Origin of the sequence: Micromonospora sp. WMMD998 (assembly GCF_029581235.1) — a bacterium.
GTDB lineage: Bacteria > Actinomycetota > Actinomycetes > Mycobacteriales > Micromonosporaceae > Micromonospora.
The window spans coordinates 1,127,134-1,143,235 of the sequence record NZ_CP120740.1 but is presented as its reverse complement, the minus strand read 5'-3'; the positions used below and the strand labels follow the sequence as shown (position 1 = coordinate 1,143,235).

At 72.1% G+C, this 16,102-nt stretch carries 13 protein-coding genes; 3 read left to right on the top strand and 10 right to left on the bottom strand.

All coding sequences use genetic code 11. From position 1 onward, the window contains the following. Positions 1–34: 34 nt before the first annotated feature. On the top strand, positions 35–1,381 hold the full coding sequence (locus tag O7619_RS05380; RefSeq protein WP_282286071.1) for a hypothetical protein: 1,347 nt from the start codon (positions 35–37) through the stop codon (positions 1,379–1,381). 58 nt (positions 1,382–1,439) lie between these two features. Here O7619_RS05380 and ccsB read toward each other — a convergent pair whose 3' ends face one another. Genes ccsB through hemL form a run of 6 tightly spaced genes read right to left on the bottom strand, consistent with a single transcriptional unit; the run spans position 1,440 to position 7,466 of the window. Then, on the bottom strand, positions 1,440–2,414 hold the full coding sequence (gene ccsB, locus O7619_RS05375) for a c-type cytochrome biogenesis protein CcsB (protein ID WP_282286070.1): 975 nt from the start codon (positions 2,412–2,414) through the stop codon (positions 1,440–1,442). After that, a complete protein-coding gene (locus O7619_RS05370) occupies positions 2,414–4,030 on the bottom strand; it encodes a cytochrome c biogenesis protein ResB (protein WP_282286069.1) in 1,617 nt (538 codons plus the stop codon). Before O7619_RS05370 ends, ccsB begins: the two co-directional genes overlap by 1 nt. Beyond that, on the bottom strand, positions 4,030–4,902 hold the full coding sequence (locus O7619_RS05365; protein WP_282286068.1) for a cytochrome c biogenesis protein CcdA: 873 nt from the start codon (positions 4,900–4,902) through the stop codon (positions 4,030–4,032). Before O7619_RS05365 ends, O7619_RS05370 begins: the two co-directional genes overlap by 1 nt. After that, positions 4,902–5,477: a TlpA disulfide reductase family protein gene (locus O7619_RS05360; RefSeq protein WP_282286067.1), complete on the bottom strand. Its 576-nt coding sequence runs from the start codon at positions 5,475–5,477 to the stop codon at positions 4,902–4,904. Before O7619_RS05360 ends, O7619_RS05365 begins: the two co-directional genes overlap by 1 nt. Beyond that, positions 5,477–6,124, bottom strand: coding sequence for a histidine phosphatase family protein (locus O7619_RS05355; protein WP_282286066.1), 648 nt, complete (start codon positions 6,122–6,124; stop codon positions 5,477–5,479). The genes O7619_RS05360 and O7619_RS05355 overlap by 1 nt, the downstream gene beginning before the upstream one ends. 4 nt (positions 6,125–6,128) lie before the next feature. Beyond that, complete coding sequence (hemL, locus tag O7619_RS05350) at positions 6,129–7,466, bottom strand: glutamate-1-semialdehyde 2,1-aminomutase (RefSeq protein WP_282286065.1); 1,338 nt, start codon at positions 7,464–7,466, stop codon at positions 6,129–6,131. Between the two features lie 146 nt (positions 7,467–7,612). On the opposite strand from hemL, the gene O7619_RS05345 reads away from it, so the two are divergent. After that, positions 7,613–7,945 carry an STAS domain-containing protein gene (locus O7619_RS05345; RefSeq protein WP_282286064.1) on the top strand — a complete coding sequence of 111 codons (333 nt, stop codon included), beginning with the start codon at positions 7,613–7,615 and terminating at the stop codon, positions 7,943–7,945. Between the two features lie 16 nt (positions 7,946–7,961). Here the strand turns inward: O7619_RS05345 and O7619_RS05340 are convergent, their stop codons facing one another. Together O7619_RS05340 and O7619_RS05335 are read right to left on the bottom strand one after the other, a co-directional pair. Further along, positions 7,962–9,554, bottom strand: coding sequence for an ABC transporter permease (locus O7619_RS05340; RefSeq protein WP_282286063.1), 1,593 nt, complete (start codon positions 9,552–9,554; stop codon positions 7,962–7,964). Beyond that, a complete protein-coding gene (locus O7619_RS05335; RefSeq protein ID WP_282286062.1) occupies positions 9,551–10,441 on the bottom strand; it encodes an ABC transporter ATP-binding protein in 891 nt (296 codons plus the stop codon). Before O7619_RS05335 ends, O7619_RS05340 begins: the two co-directional genes overlap by 4 nt. 53 nt (positions 10,442–10,494) lie before the next feature. Between O7619_RS05335 and O7619_RS05330 the strand changes: the two genes are divergently transcribed. After that, positions 10,495–11,016 carry a helix-turn-helix domain-containing protein gene (locus O7619_RS05330; RefSeq protein ID WP_282286061.1) on the top strand — a complete coding sequence of 174 codons (522 nt, stop codon included), beginning with the start codon at positions 10,495–10,497 and terminating at the stop codon, positions 11,014–11,016. Positions 11,017–11,020: 4 nt separating this feature from the next. On the opposite strand, the gene O7619_RS05325 is transcribed toward O7619_RS05330, so the two are convergent. Both O7619_RS05325 and O7619_RS05320 read right to left on the bottom strand, forming a co-directional pair. Beyond that, positions 11,021–11,578 carry a response regulator gene (locus O7619_RS05325; RefSeq protein WP_282286060.1) on the bottom strand — a complete coding sequence of 186 codons (558 nt, stop codon included), beginning with the start codon at positions 11,576–11,578 and terminating at the stop codon, positions 11,021–11,023. Then, on the bottom strand, positions 11,575–15,939 hold the full coding sequence (locus tag O7619_RS05320; protein WP_282286059.1) for a HAMP domain-containing protein: 4,365 nt from the start codon (positions 15,937–15,939) through the stop codon (positions 11,575–11,577). The genes O7619_RS05325 and O7619_RS05320 overlap by 4 nt, the downstream gene beginning before the upstream one ends. Positions 15,940–16,102 lie beyond the last annotated feature (163 nt).

Here is a 16,102-nt window from a genome sequence, read left to right as displayed (position 1 = left end):
CCGGGTCGGCTCCCTCTTCCCCCCAAGAAGTTCGATGAGACACCTGCGCCTTTCGGCCGGCGCGGCGGTGCTGGCCGCCCTCGGTGTGTTCGCCACGCTGCCCGCCCCAGCCTCGGCCGACCTCGGCCCCGGCTGGGTCAGCGGCTGGTTCGACGACACCACGATCGGTGGTCCGGCCGCGCCCGCCCGCACCACCGCCTTCTCTTTCAGCGCCAGCGCCGACGCGGTCCACCCAGGCGTCCGGTTCGACGTGAGCGGCCTCGCCGACGTTGCCACCGTCACGTTCCCGGCCTGGTGCGACCGTGCGGGGGCCGTGGCGAGCTGCCCGACGCCTCCCGACGCCAGCACGGACGAGTTCGGCGGCGTCAACGGCATCATACCGATCGTGCTCCGCGCGGTGGCGGGCTCGGCCGATGGCACCGCCGGCATGATCGACTGGTCGATCGCCGCCGACGGCGTCGACGGCGAGGCCCAGCAGGCGAGCGTCACGGTGCACACTGGGCCGGACGCCGTGGACCTGGTCGACGCGTACGTCGACGGCGCCGGCACGGGCGACCGGCTGGCCATGCCGGTGGCCCTGGTCAGCGCCGGCGACCAGCCGGTGACCGGCCTACGGGCGACGTTCCATTTCCCGGTCGGGCTGGAGCCGGCGGCCTACCGCAACTGCCGATACGGTGCCGGCGGCCAGCTCAGCACGATCGTGGTCTGCAACTTCGGCCGCGAACTGACCCCGGGCAGGCGCTACGAGCTGCCCGGCGGCTTCCCGACCACCGTCGGTCCGGCCGCGATCGGCGAAAAGCGCATCACGCAGACCGTAGCGCCCGAGGTCACCGCCGGTCCGCTGCCCGAGGGTGTGGTCCTACGCCGTCGGCCGGCGGACACGGCGCTGCGGCTGCGCCCGGTCGGTGACCGGGTCGGCGTGCTCGGCCACGACCAGCAGAACGCCTTCGGCCAGTACTACCTGCGGGCCGTGCGAGGCGCGTTCGACGTGGTCGCCGTCGGCGCGACCGCGGCCGGGGCGCCCGGCGACACGATCCGGGTCCGGGTCGGCATCCGCAACGACGGGCCAGGCGTACCGGACGGCACCGTCTCCGGCGACAGCGCCGCTCGCTTCGTCTTCACCCCGCCGGCCGGGACGGTGGTCACGAGCATCCCGCAGCACTGTTTCAACAGCGCGGACGAGGAAAATCCGGACGCACCTGCGATCTGGCACTGCCCCGTTCCGGACGGCGTCTTCCCGGCCGGTAGCGCCTTCCTCGTCGAGTTCGGCCTGCGGATCGACGGCCCGCTCGGTGCGCCGGGCTCGGTCGCCATTCCCTACGGCTACCCCCGGGGCGACGACACCCCGGCGAACGACACCGCCCCGGTCACCATCGGCTGAGCCGACACGACGCGACCGCCGGGAGTCGCGGGACTCCCGGCGGTCGGCGGCGCTGCGGTCAGTTGACGCCGGCGTACGAGTGCAGGCCGGTGAAGAAGAAGTTGACCCCGAACAGGTTCATCAGCATGGTCAGGAAGCCCACGACCGCGATCCAGGTGGCCACGTTGCGCCGCACGCTCGGCGTGGCCCGGGCGTGCAGATAGCCCGCGTAGACCACCCACGAGATGAACGCCCAGGTCTCCTTCGGGTCCCAACCCCAGGCGCGACCCCACGCCGCCTCGGCCCAGATCGCCCCGGCGATCACCGCGAACGTGAAGATCGGGAACGCGAAGGCGTGCAGCGTGAAGGTCAACCGCTCCAGCCCGGCCGCCGCCGGCAGCCGCCGGGCCAGGGTGTACGGGAAGCTGCGCTTCCCCCGTTCCCAGCCGGCCCGCATCAGGTACGCGGCGGCGGGCACCACGCCCAGCAGGAAGATGCCCGAGGCGAAGATGATCGTCGACACGTGGATGACGAACCAGTACGACTGGAGCGCCGGCATCAGCGGCACCACCTGGACATAGAGCTTCAGCTCGGCGAACGCCAGCAGCAGCACCATCACCAGGGTCAGGAACAGCCCGAGCCGGCGCAGCGACGGCTGCTTCCAGAGCACCACGAGCCACGCCGCCGCCCCGGTCCAGGTGACCGTGAGCACGAACTCGTACATGTTGCCCCAGGGCATCCGCTCGGCCGCGAGCCCCCGGGTGACCACGGCGCCCAGGTGCAGCGCGGCGGCGAGCGCGGTGAGCCCGGCGGCGATCCGCCCGGCCAGCACCGCCCGGTCGGCGGAGCGGTCCGGTCGGGTCACGGCCGAGACGACCGGCTGGTCGAGCGGGCCGCCCGGGCCGCCGACGCCCGCACCGACCAGCTCCCGGTCCGGGGCGGCCACGGCCACCTTCCGGGCGTTGCCCAGCGCGAACTCCACGGCGTGGCTGATCATCGCGACCAGGTACGCCAGGATCGCGAACGTGACCAACTGATCGGAGAGTGCGGACATCACTCGTCTCCTTCTCGCGCCCGCCGTTCGTCCGGCCCGTCGCCGCCGACCGCGGCGACGAGCTGCGCGAACTCGTCGGCGAACCCTGGGTGCTCGGTACGCGGGAGCCCACCGGCCTCCACCAAGCTACTACCGCTCGTCGGAGATCCACCCTCGGGGGGCGACACCCGGAACCAGACCCGGCGACGGCGGGCGAACAGCGAGCCCATCAGGCCGAGCAGCAGCGTGCCGCTGGCCACCAGCAGCAACGTCTGCCCGGGCGCGTGCCGCACGGCGAGCGTGACGTACGGCTTGGTGCTGACGAACTCCAGCGTGCTCCCGTCGTCCAGGGTCCACGTCTCGCCGGGCCGCAGCAGCTTGGTGCCGACCTGCTTCAGCTTGCCGTTGGCCACCTGCCGCTGGTCGAGCTGGTAGACCGAGCCGGGGATGCCGGCGTCCAGCCCGAGGTTGCCCCGGTAGGCGGTCAGGTTCACCGCCGGGTCCCGCTCGGCCGGAAACCGCGACGCGACGAACGGCGCACGGTCGGGCGCGGTGGGCAGGTAGAGCCCGTCGAAGGCGACCTGCTGGTCCGGGGCACGCTTGCCGGTCTTCGGGTCCACGTTCGCGTCCGGGAAGAGCGCCACGCCCTCCTCGGTCGCGTTCGGGTCGCCGGTACGCAGGAACGGGTCGTCGCTGGTCTGACTCTTGCCGTACCTGTCGGTGTATTTGAGGATCGGCGCGTAGCCGTTGCCGAGCAGGTAGACGTTGGCCGGGCCGAGCCGCAGCGGCGAGTTCACCGAGAAGCCGGCGGTGCGGGGCTCGCCGCCCGGGGAGTCCACGCTCACCGTGGCCCAGAAGCGGGACGCCTGCCCGGAGTCGAGGTAGTCGGCCTCGAACTTCTCCAGCGTCAGGCAGAACGGCGGCAGGTCGGCGCTGTCCACCCGCGGCCCGAGCGACGCCTCGGCGTACTGCTGGCGGGTGTTGCAGAATTCGTTGTCCGCGCCCGCGACCAGGATGCGGTTGCCGTGCCACCCGTACCACGAACCGACCGCGACCCCGAGCAGGACGGCGATCAGCGACGTGTGGAACAGCAGGTTGCCGGTCTCCTTGAGGTAGCCCTTCTCGGCGGAGACCTCGTTGCCCCGGACGGTGACCCGCCACCGGCGGCGGCGCAGCACCGCCGCGATCGCCGCCGGATCGGCGGCGGCCGGGGCCTCCAGCACCGCGTGCTGGGGCAGCCGCTCCAGCCGCCGCGGCGCGGCCGGCGGACGCAGCCGCAACGCGCGCACGTGATCGCGGGTACGGGGCAGGATGCAGCCGATCAGCGAGGTGAACAGCAGCACGTAGATCGCGGAGAACCAGACCGAGCCGAAGACGCCGAACGCGCCGATCTGGTCCAGCCGGGGCGCCAGGTCGGGGTGGTCGACGAACCACTTGTCGACGTTCTCCGGGTTGACCCCCCGCTGCGGCAGCACCGAACCGGGAATGGCGGCGACCGCGAGCAGGAAGAGCAGAATCAACGCGGTACGCATGCTGGTGAGCTGCCGCCACGAGTTGCGCAGCAGGGCCAGCACCGGGTTGACCCGCCGGGGTGCCTTGGCCGGCGGGGTGCCCGGCCGGTCGTCCACGGTCGTCATCAGATGCTCACCTCACCCACGCCCACGTGCGTCTGCAACCAGATCACCACGTTCTGCCAGCCGCCCGTGACGAGCGCCAGGCCGATCACGATCAGCAGGGCGCCGCCGACGCGGGTGACCCAGCGGCTGTTGCGCCGGACCGCGCGGAACACCCCGAGCAGGCGCTGGAAGCCCAGCCCGAAGACGACGAACGGTAGCCCCAGCCCGAGGCAGTACGCCACGGCGAGCACCACGGCCCGGTCCGCGCTCCCCTCGGTGGCGGCCAGGCCGAGCACCGCGCCGAGCGTCGGCCCGGTGCAGGGCAGCCAGCTCAGCGCGAAGACCGCGCCGAGCACGGGCGCGCCGAGCAGGCCGGCGGCGGGCAGGGCGCGGATGCGGAACTCGCGCTGCATGCCCGGGACCACGCCGAGGTAGCCCAGCCCGAGCACCACCACGAGCACGCCGATGACGATCTCCAGCGGGCGCTCGTACCGGAAGAAGAGCTTGCCGACGCCGGAGAAGAGGACCGCGGTGGCGACGAACACGGCGGTGAAGCCGCCGATGAACAGCAGCGTGCCGGCGAGCACCCGCCCTTTCACGGCGGCGGTGGTCCGTGTCGGCGCCGCCCGCTCCGCGACGCCCACGCTCCCGCCGGCGCCGCCGCCGGCGCTGGTGTTAAGCGGGGGCCCCGCCTCTACCGAATCCGTTAAGCGGGGCCCCCTCCTTGCACCCTCCAGGTCGGCGCCGGCCAGGCCCGTGACGTAGGAGAGGTAGCCGGGCATCAGGGGGAGCACGCAGGGGGAGAGGAAGCTCACCAGGCCGGCGAGGGCCGCCGCGCCCACCGCCAGCAGCAGCGGACCCGACGAGGCGAGCTGGGCGAACGTCTCGCCCATCAGCGGGATCCGTTCGGTGCCGGCTGCTCGGCGGCGACTCGCTCCACGATCGGCCGCAGCTCGTCCTGGGTGACCGCGCGGCGGATCACCACCGCGATCCGCCCGTCCCGGTCGAGCACCACCGTGGCCGGGGTGCTGTTCGGTGGGATGTCGAAGTTGAGCGCCTGCCGGCTGGACGGGTCGAAGATACTCGGATAGGTGACCCGGCCCTCCTCGAACGCGATCGCCTTGTCCCTGCTGTCCTGCACGTTGATGCCGAGGAACGTCACGCCGGCGGCCTTGGTGGCCTGGTAGGTGCCCTCCAGGTCCTCCGCCTCGGCACGGCAGGGCGCGCACCAGGAGCCCCAGAAGTTGACCACCACGACCTGCCCGCGATCGCGGGTGATGTCGTAGTCTCCGCCGGTGAGCAGCTCGCCGCTCACCTTCGGGGTCTTGGCGCGCTGGTCCGGGGCGCAGCTCACGGTGAGCCCGTCGGCCTCGCACCGGCTCTCCTGACTGCCGGAGGTGCAACCGGCCAGCGCCGTGCCGGCGGTGACGGCGGCGAGCAGGGCGGCGGCGAGCCTCCGGGTGAGCATCAGGCCCCCTTGGCCGTCCGGGCGGTCGGCGAGATCGCGATCAGGTGGGCCGCCGGCTCGGAGTAGCCGATCCCGGCGATCCTGGCCCCGTCGAAGTGGAACGAGGTGAGGCTGGCCAGGCCGCACTGCCGGCGGCGGGGGTCGTGCCAGAGCCGCTTGCGCTCGACGTGCCGGCGCAGCGTCCAGATCGGGAGCTGGTGCGAGACGAGCACCGCCTCGCGCCCCTCGGCGGCGACCCGGGCGGCGTGCAACGCGGCGAACATCCGCTCGGCGATCGCCTGGTACGCCTCGCCCCAGGACGGGGTGACCGGGTCGCGCAGCACCCACCAGTTACGCGGGTCGCGGAACGAGCCGTCGCCGGGCGAGACCTTCTTGCCCTCGAACCAGTTCGCGCTCTCGATCAGCCGCTCGTCGACGCCGACGGAGAGGCCGAACTGCGCCGCGATCGGCTCGGCGGTCTGCTGGGCGCGTTCCAGCGGGCTCGCCACCACGTGCACCACGGTCCGCTCGGCGAGCGCCTGGGCGGCTGCCTTGGCCATCTGCACGCCCAGCTCGGAGAGGCGGAATCCGGGCAGCCGGCCGTAGAGGATGCCGTCCGGGTTGTAGACCTCGCCGTGCCGCAGCACGTGCACCACCGTCTCCGCCATCTGGTTACCCCCGTGTCCCGGCCGCTGCCGCCGCCCGCGCCGCCTCCGGCAGGGCGGCGGCGATCTGCTCCCACGCGGCGTCGTCGATCGCCGTCGAGACGAACCACGACTCGAACGCGCTCGGCGGCAGGTAGACGCCGGCGGCGAGCATCGTGTGGAAGAACGCCTTGAACGCCGGCACCTGCTGGGTGCGGGCGCTGTCGTAGTCGCGCACGTCGGCGTCGGTGAAGAAGATCGAGAACATGTTGCCCGCGGTGGAGAGGCGGTGCGGCACGCCGGCCTCCGACAGCGCCTCGGTGACGAGCTTGCCGAGCGCGGCGGACGTCTCGTCGAGACGGCGGTAGAGCGCGTCGTCGGCCAGCCGCAGCGTGGCCAGCCCGGCCGCGCACGCGAGCGGGTTACCCGACAGCGTGCCGGCCTGGTAGACCGGGCCGGCCGGGGCCAGTCTCGCCATGATCTCCGCGCGCCCGCCGAACGCCGCGGCGGGCAGGCCACCCCCCATGACCTTCCCGTACGTCCACAGGTCGGCGTCGGAGGCGTCGAGGCCGTGCCAGCCGGCGCGGGAGACCCGGAACCCGGTCATCACCTCGTCGACGATGAGCAGCGCGCCGTTGGCGTGCGCGATCCGGGCCAGCTCGGCGTTGAAGCCGTCCCGGGGGGCGACGACGCCCATGTTGCCGGCCGCCGCCTCGGTGATGATCGCGGCGATGTGCTGTCCCTGGGCGGCGAAGGCGTCTTCGACCGCGCGCGGGTCGTTGTAGGGCAGCACGATGGTGTCACCGGCCGCCGCCCCGGTCACACCGGGCGAGTCGGGCAGGCCGAACGTGGCCACGCCGGAGCCGGCGGCGGCGAGCAGCCCGTCCGAGTGGCCGTGGTAGCAGCCGGCGAACTTGATGATCTTGCTGCGACCGGTGAAGCCGCGGGCCAGCCGGATCGCCGACATGGTCGCCTCGGTGCCGGAGTTGACCAGGCGGACCTGCTCCACCGGCGTCCGCGCGACGATCTCCTCGGCCAGGTCGACCTCGCCGGGCGTCGGCGTGCCGAAGCTGGTGCCCAGCGCGGCGGCCTCGCGCAGCGCCTCCACCACGGCCGGGTGGGCGTGGCCGAGGATCAGCGGGCCCCAGGAGCAGACGAGGTCGACGTAGCGACGGCCGTCCGCGTCGAAGAGCCACGGTCCCTCCCCCCGGACCATGAAGCGCGGGGTGCCGCCGACGGCGCCGAACGCGCGCACGGGTGAGTTGACCCCGCCGGGCACGACAGCCTGGGCGCGATCGAACAGGGCCTCGGAGGCCGGAGCGTCAGCCGGGTAGCGGCCGGATCCGGCGGAAAGGGTCTCGGTCACGATGCCGCCATTGTGTCAGCGCCGGACGGCCGGCTGGCAGCCACCCCGAAACGGCGTTACCCGCCTCACCCGTCGCGGGGAGATGCGCGGCGGCGACCGGGGACGCTCGACAGGCCCGTTGGTTGAGATCGCGATAGGCTGACCGGGTGGATCGTGCCGAACTGTCCATCACCGTACACCGGACCGGTGACGAAGCCGTGCTTCGCCTGGCCGGTGAGATCGACATGCTCACGGCCGCCCAGCTCTCGACGGTGGTCAACGAGGTGCTGGCGGATCCTCCCCCGCGCATCGTGCTCGACCTGGGCGGTGTGACGTTCTGCGACTCCCAGGGCCTCGGCACGCTCGTGGTGCTCAGCCGCAAGGCCAGCCACATGCAGTGCGTGCTGATGCTGAGCAACGTCGGCGACTTCCTGATCCGCGTCCTGGACATCACCGGCCTGCGCAGCGCCCTGATGATCCGCAACGAAACCGCTTCCTGACCGCCGCCACCCCAGGTCAGGTGACCGGGAGGTCGCGGCGGCGGAAGGTGAGCAGGCCGGCGACGGCAAGTGCCACGGCCAGGGCGGTCAGCAGGTAGAGCGGGGTGGGGCTCCACGCGGCGCGCAGCACCTGCGGGGTGTGCGTGAACGGGGACAGGTCCAGCAGCCACCGGTCCAGGCGCAGCACGGCGCCGAGCTGGCCGAGGAGCACGCAGACCGCCAGCACCGCCCAGGCGGCCGACGCGAGCCGGGGCAGCAGTCCGTACAGCAGCACGGCGAGCCCGGCCAGCACCCAGGCGGCCGGCGCCTGGGCCAGGGCCGCGCCCATCATCCGGCCCACCTGCCGGGGCACGTCGCCCACGCTGAACCCGTAGGTCAGGCCGGTGGTCAGACCGGTCACCACGAGCACCACGACCGGCCCGAGCAGCGCGAACACGACGTGTGAGAGCAGCCAAGTCGAGCGGCGGGTGCCGGTGGCGAGCACCGGCTCGGCCCGGCCGGCGGACTCCTCCGCGCGCATCCGCAGCGCGGCCTGGATGCCGTACCCGGCCGCGGCCAGCCCGGTCACGCTCAACGTGGCGCCCAGGTAGGCGTCGGCCAGCCCGGCGGCCCCGCCGAGCCGGGACATGATCTCCTCCAGTTGCGCGTTGCCCTCCACCGAGCGGCCGGCCGCCTCCGCGGCGCCGCCGAGGATCAGCCCGAGCAGGCCGAACCCGACCGACCACCAGAGGATCTGCCCCCGGTGCAGCCGCCAGGCCAGGCCGAACGGCCCGGACAGCGCGCCGCCGGCGGTGGCCGGGCCGAGTCGGGGCGGCAGCAGGCCCGCACCCAGGTCACGGCGGACCGAGACCGGGTACGCGAGCGCCGCGAGCAGCGCCGTGGCAGCAAGCGGCAGCAGCGGCACCCACCACCGCTCCCCCACGTAGGCCCGGATCCGGGCCGCCCAGCCCAGCGGGGACAGCCAGCTCGGCCAGTCGTTGCCGGCGGTGTCCCCGACCAGACGCAGCCCGAACGCGGTGCCGAGGCCGGCGATGCCGATGCCCCGTGCCCCGCCCGCGGTCTCGGTGAGCTGCGCGGCCAGCCCGCCGAGGGTGGCGAACACCATCCCGGTGAGCGCGGCGACCAGGCCGTACGCGAACGAGCCGGCGGCGGGCAGCCCGGTCGAGGCGAGCCCGGCGGCGGTGAGCAGGCCGAGCAGCAGGTCGGCCGCGTACGTGACGAGCAGCGCGGCGGTCAGCCCGGCGTACCGGCCGAGCACGCTGCCGCCGAGCAGTTCCCGCCGGCCGGCCTCCTCCTCGGTGCGGGTGTGCCGGATCACGGTGAGCAGGCTGGCCAGGGCGATGATCACCAGCAGGAAGCCGCTGCGCTGGGCGGTCAACGCGCCGACGCTGTCGCCGTAGACCGGGCCGAGGAGCGCGACGATGGAGGGGTTGCGGGCGGTGCCCTCGGTGTACGCGGCCCGCTCGGCGGCGGTGGGGAACAGTTCGAGGAAGCTGGCCGCGTACGACACGGGCAGGGCGGCGAGGACCAGCACCCAGAGCGGCAGCAGCAGCCGGTCACGGCGCAGGATCAGCCGGACCAGGTGCCGGGTCCCGGTGAGCGTGCTCACCGGTCGGCCGTCTCGTAGTGCCGCAGGAACAGCTCCTCAAGCGTCGGCGGCGTGCTGACCAGGCTGCGTACGCCCAGCTCGGTGAGGCGGCGCAGGGCGGCGTCGAGCGCGGCGGCGTCCACGTCGAAGCGCACCCGGCGCCCGTCCACCCGCAGGTCGTGCACGCCGGGCAGGTCGGCCAGCCCGTCGAGCGGGGCGGCGACCTCGGCGTCGATCGCGGTGCGGTGCAGGTGGCGCAGGTCGCCGAGGGTGCCGGACTCCACCGCCCGGCCGGCCCGGATGATCGTCACCCGGTCGCAGAGCGCCTCCACCTCGGCCAGGATGTGGCTGGAGAGCAGCACGGTGCGGCCGTCGTGGCGGGCCCGGCGGACCCAGTGCTGGAAGACCTCCTCCATCAGCGGGTCGAGCCCGGAGGTCGGCTCGTCGAGGATGAGCAGGTCGACGTCGGAGGCGAGCGCGGCCACCAGGCCGACCTTCTGCCGGTTGCCCTTGGAGTAGGTGCGGCCCTTCTTGCGCGGGTCCAGCTCGAACGACTCCAGCAGCTCGGCGCGGCGCTTCGGGTCGAGCCCGCCGCGCATCCGGCCGAGCAGGTCGATCACCTCGCCACCGCTGAGGTTGGGCCAGAGCGTGACGTCGCCGGGCACGTACGCGAGGCGACGGTGCAGGGCGACGGCGTCGCGCCACGGGTCGCCGCCGAGCAGTCGGACGGCCCCCGCGTCCGCCCGCAGCAGTCCGAGCAGCACCCGGATGGTGGTCGACTTGCCGGAGCCGTTCGGCCCGAGGAAGCCGTGGACCTCGCCGGTGCGGACGGTCAGGTCGAGTCCGTCGAGTGCTCGGGTGCGGCCGAACGTCTTCACCAGGCCGGACACCTCGATGGAAGTTTCCATGGTTCGGAAGCTACGCTAATTTCAGAAAGTTGTGAAGACTGTAGGGTCGCAGGGTGACCGTCGAGGAGCCGACCATGAACGAGCCGCCCCGACCCGACGAGGACGAGGTCCACCTCTTCGTCGAACGGATGGCGATGGCCTTCGCCGACGTGGGCTTCCCCCGGATGGCCGCCCGGGTCCTGTTCGCCGTGATGAGCGCCGACGAACCGCTGACCGCGGGCGAGATCGGCGAGCGGCTGGGCGTCAGCGCGGCGGCCGTCTCCGGCGCGGTGCGCTACCTGACGCAGTTCGCCATGCTGGTCCGCGAGCCGGTCAAGGGCTCCCGGCGCGACCGCTACCGGATGCCCGACAACCCGTGGTACGAAGCCACCATCACCAAGACCACGCTCTACAAGAACTTCATCGACATCGCCGGCGGCGGCGTCGAGGCGCTGCACGGGCGGAGCACCCCGGCCGGCGAACGGGTCGCCGAGATGCGGGACTTCTTCCTCTTCGTACAGGAGGAGGTGGAAGCGCTCGGCGACCGCTGGCGGGCCCGGCGGGCCGCGACCGGGCACGCTCGCCCGGCCGACTGAGCCGTCAGCGGGTGTTGCCCCAGCGGGCCTGCTCCAGCAGGTCCGCCGCCCGCTCCCGGGCCGCCGGGTCGTCGTCGGCGCGCAACAGCGCGGTCGCGGAGTCCACCGCCTCGGTGAGACGCCGCATCTGCACGTCCCGTTCCCGCACCAGGTCCGACTGGGCGGCGAGCTGCCGGGTCTTCACCCACAGCTCCACGAAGACCGTCACCTTGGCCCGCAGCACCCACGGGTCGAACGGCTTGGTCAGGTAGTCCACCGCGCCGACCTGGTAGCCGCGCAGCGCGAGTTGGGCGTCCTTGTCCGCCGCGGTGAGGAAGATGATCGGCACGTGCCGGGTCCGCTCCCGCCGCTTGATGTGGGTGGCGGTCTCGAAGCCGTCCATGTCCGGCATCTGGGCGTCCAGCAGGATCACCGCGAAGTCGTCCACAAGCAACTGCTTGAGCGCGGCCTCACCGCTCTCCACCGCGACCGACTGCACCTGGAGACCCTGGAGGATCGCCTCCAACGCCATCAGGTTCTCCCGCCGGTCGTCCACCAGCAGGGCCTTGGCCGACTGCGTCACGCGTTCTCCTCGCCTTTGCTCCGGCCGATCCAGGACGCCATCAGCCCGATCAGCTCGTCCAGGTCCACCGGCTTGGTGATGTAGTCACTGCCGCCGGCCGCCAACGCCGACTCCCGGTCGCCGGGCATCGCCTTGGCGGTCAGGAACACGATCGGCAGGTCCGCGAAGCGGTGGTTGCGGCGGATCTGCGCGGTCGTCTCGTATCCGTCCTGGTCCGGCATCATCGCGTCCATCAGGACGATGTCCACCTCCGGATGCTCGGCGAGCTGGCGCACGCCGTCCACCCCGTTGTCCGAGTACAACACGGTCATCCCGTGCAGTTCCAACGCGGACGTCAGCGCGAACACGTTCCGCACGTCGTCGTCGATGATCAGCACGGTCACGCCGTCCAGCCGCCGGGTGGCCGGCGTCTCCTGCGGCTGCGGCAACTCCATCGGCATCAACAGCGACGACGGCAGGCCCGCGCGACTCGGCGACGGTGGCGACGGCGCCACCACCGCGTCCGGCGCCAGCACATCCGGTACGAAGAGGGTGAACGTCGAGCCCTGCCCGGGCGCGGACGACACGGTGATCGTGCCGCCGAGCAGGCGGGCCAGATCCCGACTGATCGACAGGCCGAGCCCGGTGCCGCCGTAACGCCGACTGGTCGTGCCGTCGGCCTGCTGGAACGCCTCGAAGATCAGCGAGAGCTTGTCGTCCGAGACGCCGATCCCGGTGTCGATCACGGTGAACGCGATCACCCGCTGGGCGTTCGTGAGCGCCGGCACGTCGAAGACGGCGTTCTCGGCGGCCGGACCGATCCGCAGCGTCACCGCGCCGTTGTCGGTGAACTTCACCGCGTTGGAGAGCAGGTTGCGCAGGATCTGCTGCAACCGCTGGGCGTCGGTGACCAGGGCCACCGGCAGCTCCCGGCTCACCCGGACCTGGAAGTCCAGGCCCTTCTCCTCGGCCTGCGGCGCGAACGCCTGCTCGACGTACCCGCGGATCTCGGCGAAGGGGACCTCGGTCGGCTCCACGTCCATCCGCCCCGCCTCGATCTTGGACAGGTCGAGGATGTCGTCGATGAGCGAGAGCAGGTCCGAACCGGCGCTGTGGATGGTCCGGGCGAACTCGATCTGCTTCGCGCTCAGGTTCTGCTCCGGGTTCTCCGCGAGCAGCCGGGCCAGCAGGAGCAGCGAGTTCAGCGGCGTCCGCAACTCGTGACTCATGTTGGCCAGGAACTCCGACTTGTACGCCGACGCCCGGGTGAGCTGCTGCGCCTTCTCCTCCAGGCCCAACCGGGCCAGCTCGATCTCCCGGTTCTGCGTCTCGATGTTGGCCTTCTGCTCCGACAGCAGCTTCGCCTTGTCCTCCAGCTCGGCGTTCGTACGCTGCAACTCCGCCGACTGGTCCTGCATCTCGTGCGCCAGCCGCTGCGACTGCGCCAGCAGCTCCTCCGTACGCCGGTTGGCCTGGATGGTGTTGACCGCGACGCCGATGGTGAGCACCAGCCGCTCCAGGAACGCCAGGTGCAGGTCGGAGAAGGTGGTGACGCCGGCGAACTCGATCACGCCGAGCAGCTCGCCCTCGAACAGCACCGGGAGCACCACCAGGTCGGCCGGGGGCGTGTCGGCCAGCCCGGACCGGACCACCAGCCGCCCGTCCGGCTGCGCCTTGACCCGGATGGTCCGGCGGGACAGCGCGGCCTGGCCGACCAGCCCCTCTCCGGGGCCGAACGTCACGTCGTGCCCGCGGGCCACGTACCCGTAGGAGGCGGTGAGCCGCAGCCGCATGCTGCCCTCGGAGCTGTCCGCCAGGAAGAACGCGCCGAGTTGCGCGTCGACGAGCGGGGTCACCTCCATCATGATCATGCGGCAGACCTCGCCCAGGTCCCGCTGGCCCTGGAGCAGGCCGCCGATGCGGGCCAGGTTGGAGTCGAGCCAGCCCTGCTCGGCGTTCTTCTTCGTCGTCTCCCGGAGGGTGACGATCATCTGGTTGATGTTGTCCTTCAGCTCGGCGACCTCGCCCTGGGCCTTGACGTTGATCCGCTGGGTCAGGTCGCCCCGGGTCACCGACGTGGAGACCTGCGCGATGGCGCGCAACTGCGTGGTGAGCGTGGACGCGAGCTGGTTGACGTTCTCGGTGAGGTCGCGCCAGGTGCCGGAGACGCCCTTCACCTGCGCCTGACCACCCAACTTGCCCTCGGTGCCCACCTCGCGCGCGACGCGCGTCACCTCGTCGGCGAACGACGAGAGCTGGTCCACCATCGTGTTGACGGTGTTCTTCAGCTCCAGGATCTCGCCCTGCGCGTCCACGGTGATCTTCTGCCGCAGGTCACCCCGCGCCACCGCCGTGGTGACCGACGCGATGTTGCGGACCTGGCTGGTCAGGTTCGACCCCATCGAGTTCACGTTGTCGGTCAGGTCCCGCCACGTACCCGACACGCCCTTGACCTGGGCCTGACCGCCCAACTTACCCTCGGTGCCCACCTCACGCGCGACCCGCGTCACCTCGTCCGCGAACGACGACAACTGGTCCACCATCGTGTTCACCGTCGACTTCAGCTCCAGGATCTCGCCCTGCGCGTCCACGGTGATCTTCTGCGACAGGTCGCCCTTCGCCACCGCCGTCGACACCTGCGCGATGTTGCGGACCTGGGCGGTGAGGTTCGACGCCATCGAGTTCACGTTGTCGGTGAGGTCGCGCCAGGTGCCGGCCACGCCGCGCACCTGCGCCTGACCGCCGAGCTTGCCCTCGGTGCCCACCTCCCGGGCCACCCGGGTCACCTCGTCGGCGAACGACGACAACTGATCCACCATCGTGTTCACCGTCGACTTCAGCTCCAGGATCTCTCCCCGGGCGTCCACCGTGATCTTCTGCCCCAGGTCGCCCCGCGCCACCGCCGTGGTGACCGACGCGATGTTGCGGACCTGACTGGTCAGGTTCGACGCCATCGAGTTCACGTTGTCGGTCAGGTCCCGCCACGTACCCGACACGCCCTTGACCTGCGCCTGGCCACCCAGCTTGCCCTCGGTGCCCACCTCGCGCGCCACCCGGGTCACCTCGTCGGCGAACGACGAGAGCTGGTCCACCATCGTGTTGACGGTGTTCTTCAGCTCCAGGATCTCGCCCTGCGCGTCCACGGTGATCTTCTGCCCCAGGTCGCCCTTCGCCACCGCCGTGGACACCTGGGAGATGTTGCGCACCTGGCTGGTCAGGTTGCCGGCGAGCTGGTTGACGTTCTCGGTGAGGTCGCGCCAGGTGCCGGAGACGCCACGCACCTGCGCCTGGCCGCCCAGCTTGCCCTCGATGCCCACCTCGCGCGCCACCCGCGTCACCTCGTCGGCGAACGACGAGAGCTGGTCCACCATCGTGTTCACGGTGTCCTTCAGCTCCAGGATCTCGCCCTGCGCCGCCACCGTGATCTTCTGCGACAGGTCACCCTTGGCCACCGCCGTCGACACCTGGGCGATGTTGCGGACCTGACTGGTCAGGTTCGACGCCATCGAGTTGACGTTGTCGGTCAGGTCCTTCCACGTGCCGGCCACGCCCGGCACCTGCGCCTGGCCGCCGAGCTTGCCCTCGGTGCCCACCTCCCGGGCCACCCGCGTCACCTGCTCGGCGAAGAGGCGCAACGTGTCGGTGAGCGAGTTCATCGTGTCGGCCAGCTCGGCCACCTCGCCGCGCGCCCCGACGGTGATCTTCTGCGACAGGTCGCCCTTCGCCACCGCGGTCGCCACCTGCGAGATCGACCGCACCTGGCCGGTCAGGTTCGACGCCATGGTGTTCACCGAGTCGGTGAGGTCCTTCCAGGTGCCGGCCACGCCGCGCACGTCCGCCTGGCCGCCCAGCTTGCCCTCGGTGCCCACCTCGCGGGCCACCCGCGTCACCTCGTCGGCGAACGACGAGAGCTGGTCGACCATGGTGTTCACGGTCCGGCCGATGCGCAGATATTCACCGCGCAGCGGGCGACCGTCGATCTCCAGCGCCATGTGCTGGGAGAGATCGCCGTCGGCCACCGCCACGATGACCCGGGCGATCTCGGTGGCCGGTCGGCCCAGGTCGTCGATGAGCGAGTTGACCGCCCGCCGCCCCTCCGCCCAGGTGCCCTCCAGTCCCTCGTCGTCCAGGCGCTCGGTCAGCCGCCCGTCCCGGCCCACGATCCGGCTGATCCGGCGCAGGTCCAGGTGCTGCCGTTCCTGGAGCGACACCACGTCGTTGAAGGCGTCGGCGACCTCACCGGAGAGCCCCGCCCGTCGCGGCAGGCGGACCCGGAGGTCACCGCGGGCCACCCGCTCCAGCGCCTCGACCAGCTCGCCGAGGAGCACCTCGTGGTCGGTCGCGGACGGATCCGCGGTCACCGACTGTTTCGCCGTGGTCATCTTTCCTCGCTCAGCTCGGGGCCCACCGGCTCGTGCCGACACGCAGCCATCCCATCATTGTGCCGCGCCATCCGTCGAGGTCACCCCGGGCTCGTGGCGCGTCACGCACGGTATCCACCCGGTTGGCCGGTTCGGGCGAGGCGCTTGGCACCCGGGGTGGCGG

Coding starts and splice junctions, on each gene's coding strand:
- O7619_RS05380 (WP_282286071.1), top strand. CDS start 35: ATGAGACACCTGCGCCTTTCGGCCGGCGCGGCGGTGCTGGCCGCCCTC.
- O7619_RS05320 (WP_282286059.1), bottom strand. CDS start 15,939: ATGACCACGGCGAAACAGTCGGTGACCGCGGATCCGTCCGCGACCGAC.
- O7619_RS05335 (WP_282286062.1), bottom strand. CDS start 10,441: ATGGAAACTTCCATCGAGGTGTCCGGCCTGGTGAAGACGTTCGGCCGC.
- O7619_RS05370 (WP_282286069.1), bottom strand. CDS start 4,030: ATGACGACCGTGGACGACCGGCCGGGCACCCCGCCGGCCAAGGCACCC.
- ccsB (WP_282286070.1), bottom strand. CDS start 2,414: ATGTCCGCACTCTCCGATCAGTTGGTCACGTTCGCGATCCTGGCGTAC.
- O7619_RS05360 (WP_282286067.1), bottom strand. CDS start 5,477: ATGCTCACCCGGAGGCTCGCCGCCGCCCTGCTCGCCGCCGTCACCGCC.
- O7619_RS05365 (WP_282286068.1), bottom strand. CDS start 4,902: ATGGGCGAGACGTTCGCCCAGCTCGCCTCGTCGGGTCCGCTGCTGCTG.
- O7619_RS05355 (WP_282286066.1), bottom strand. CDS start 6,124: ATGGCGGAGACGGTGGTGCACGTGCTGCGGCACGGCGAGGTCTACAAC.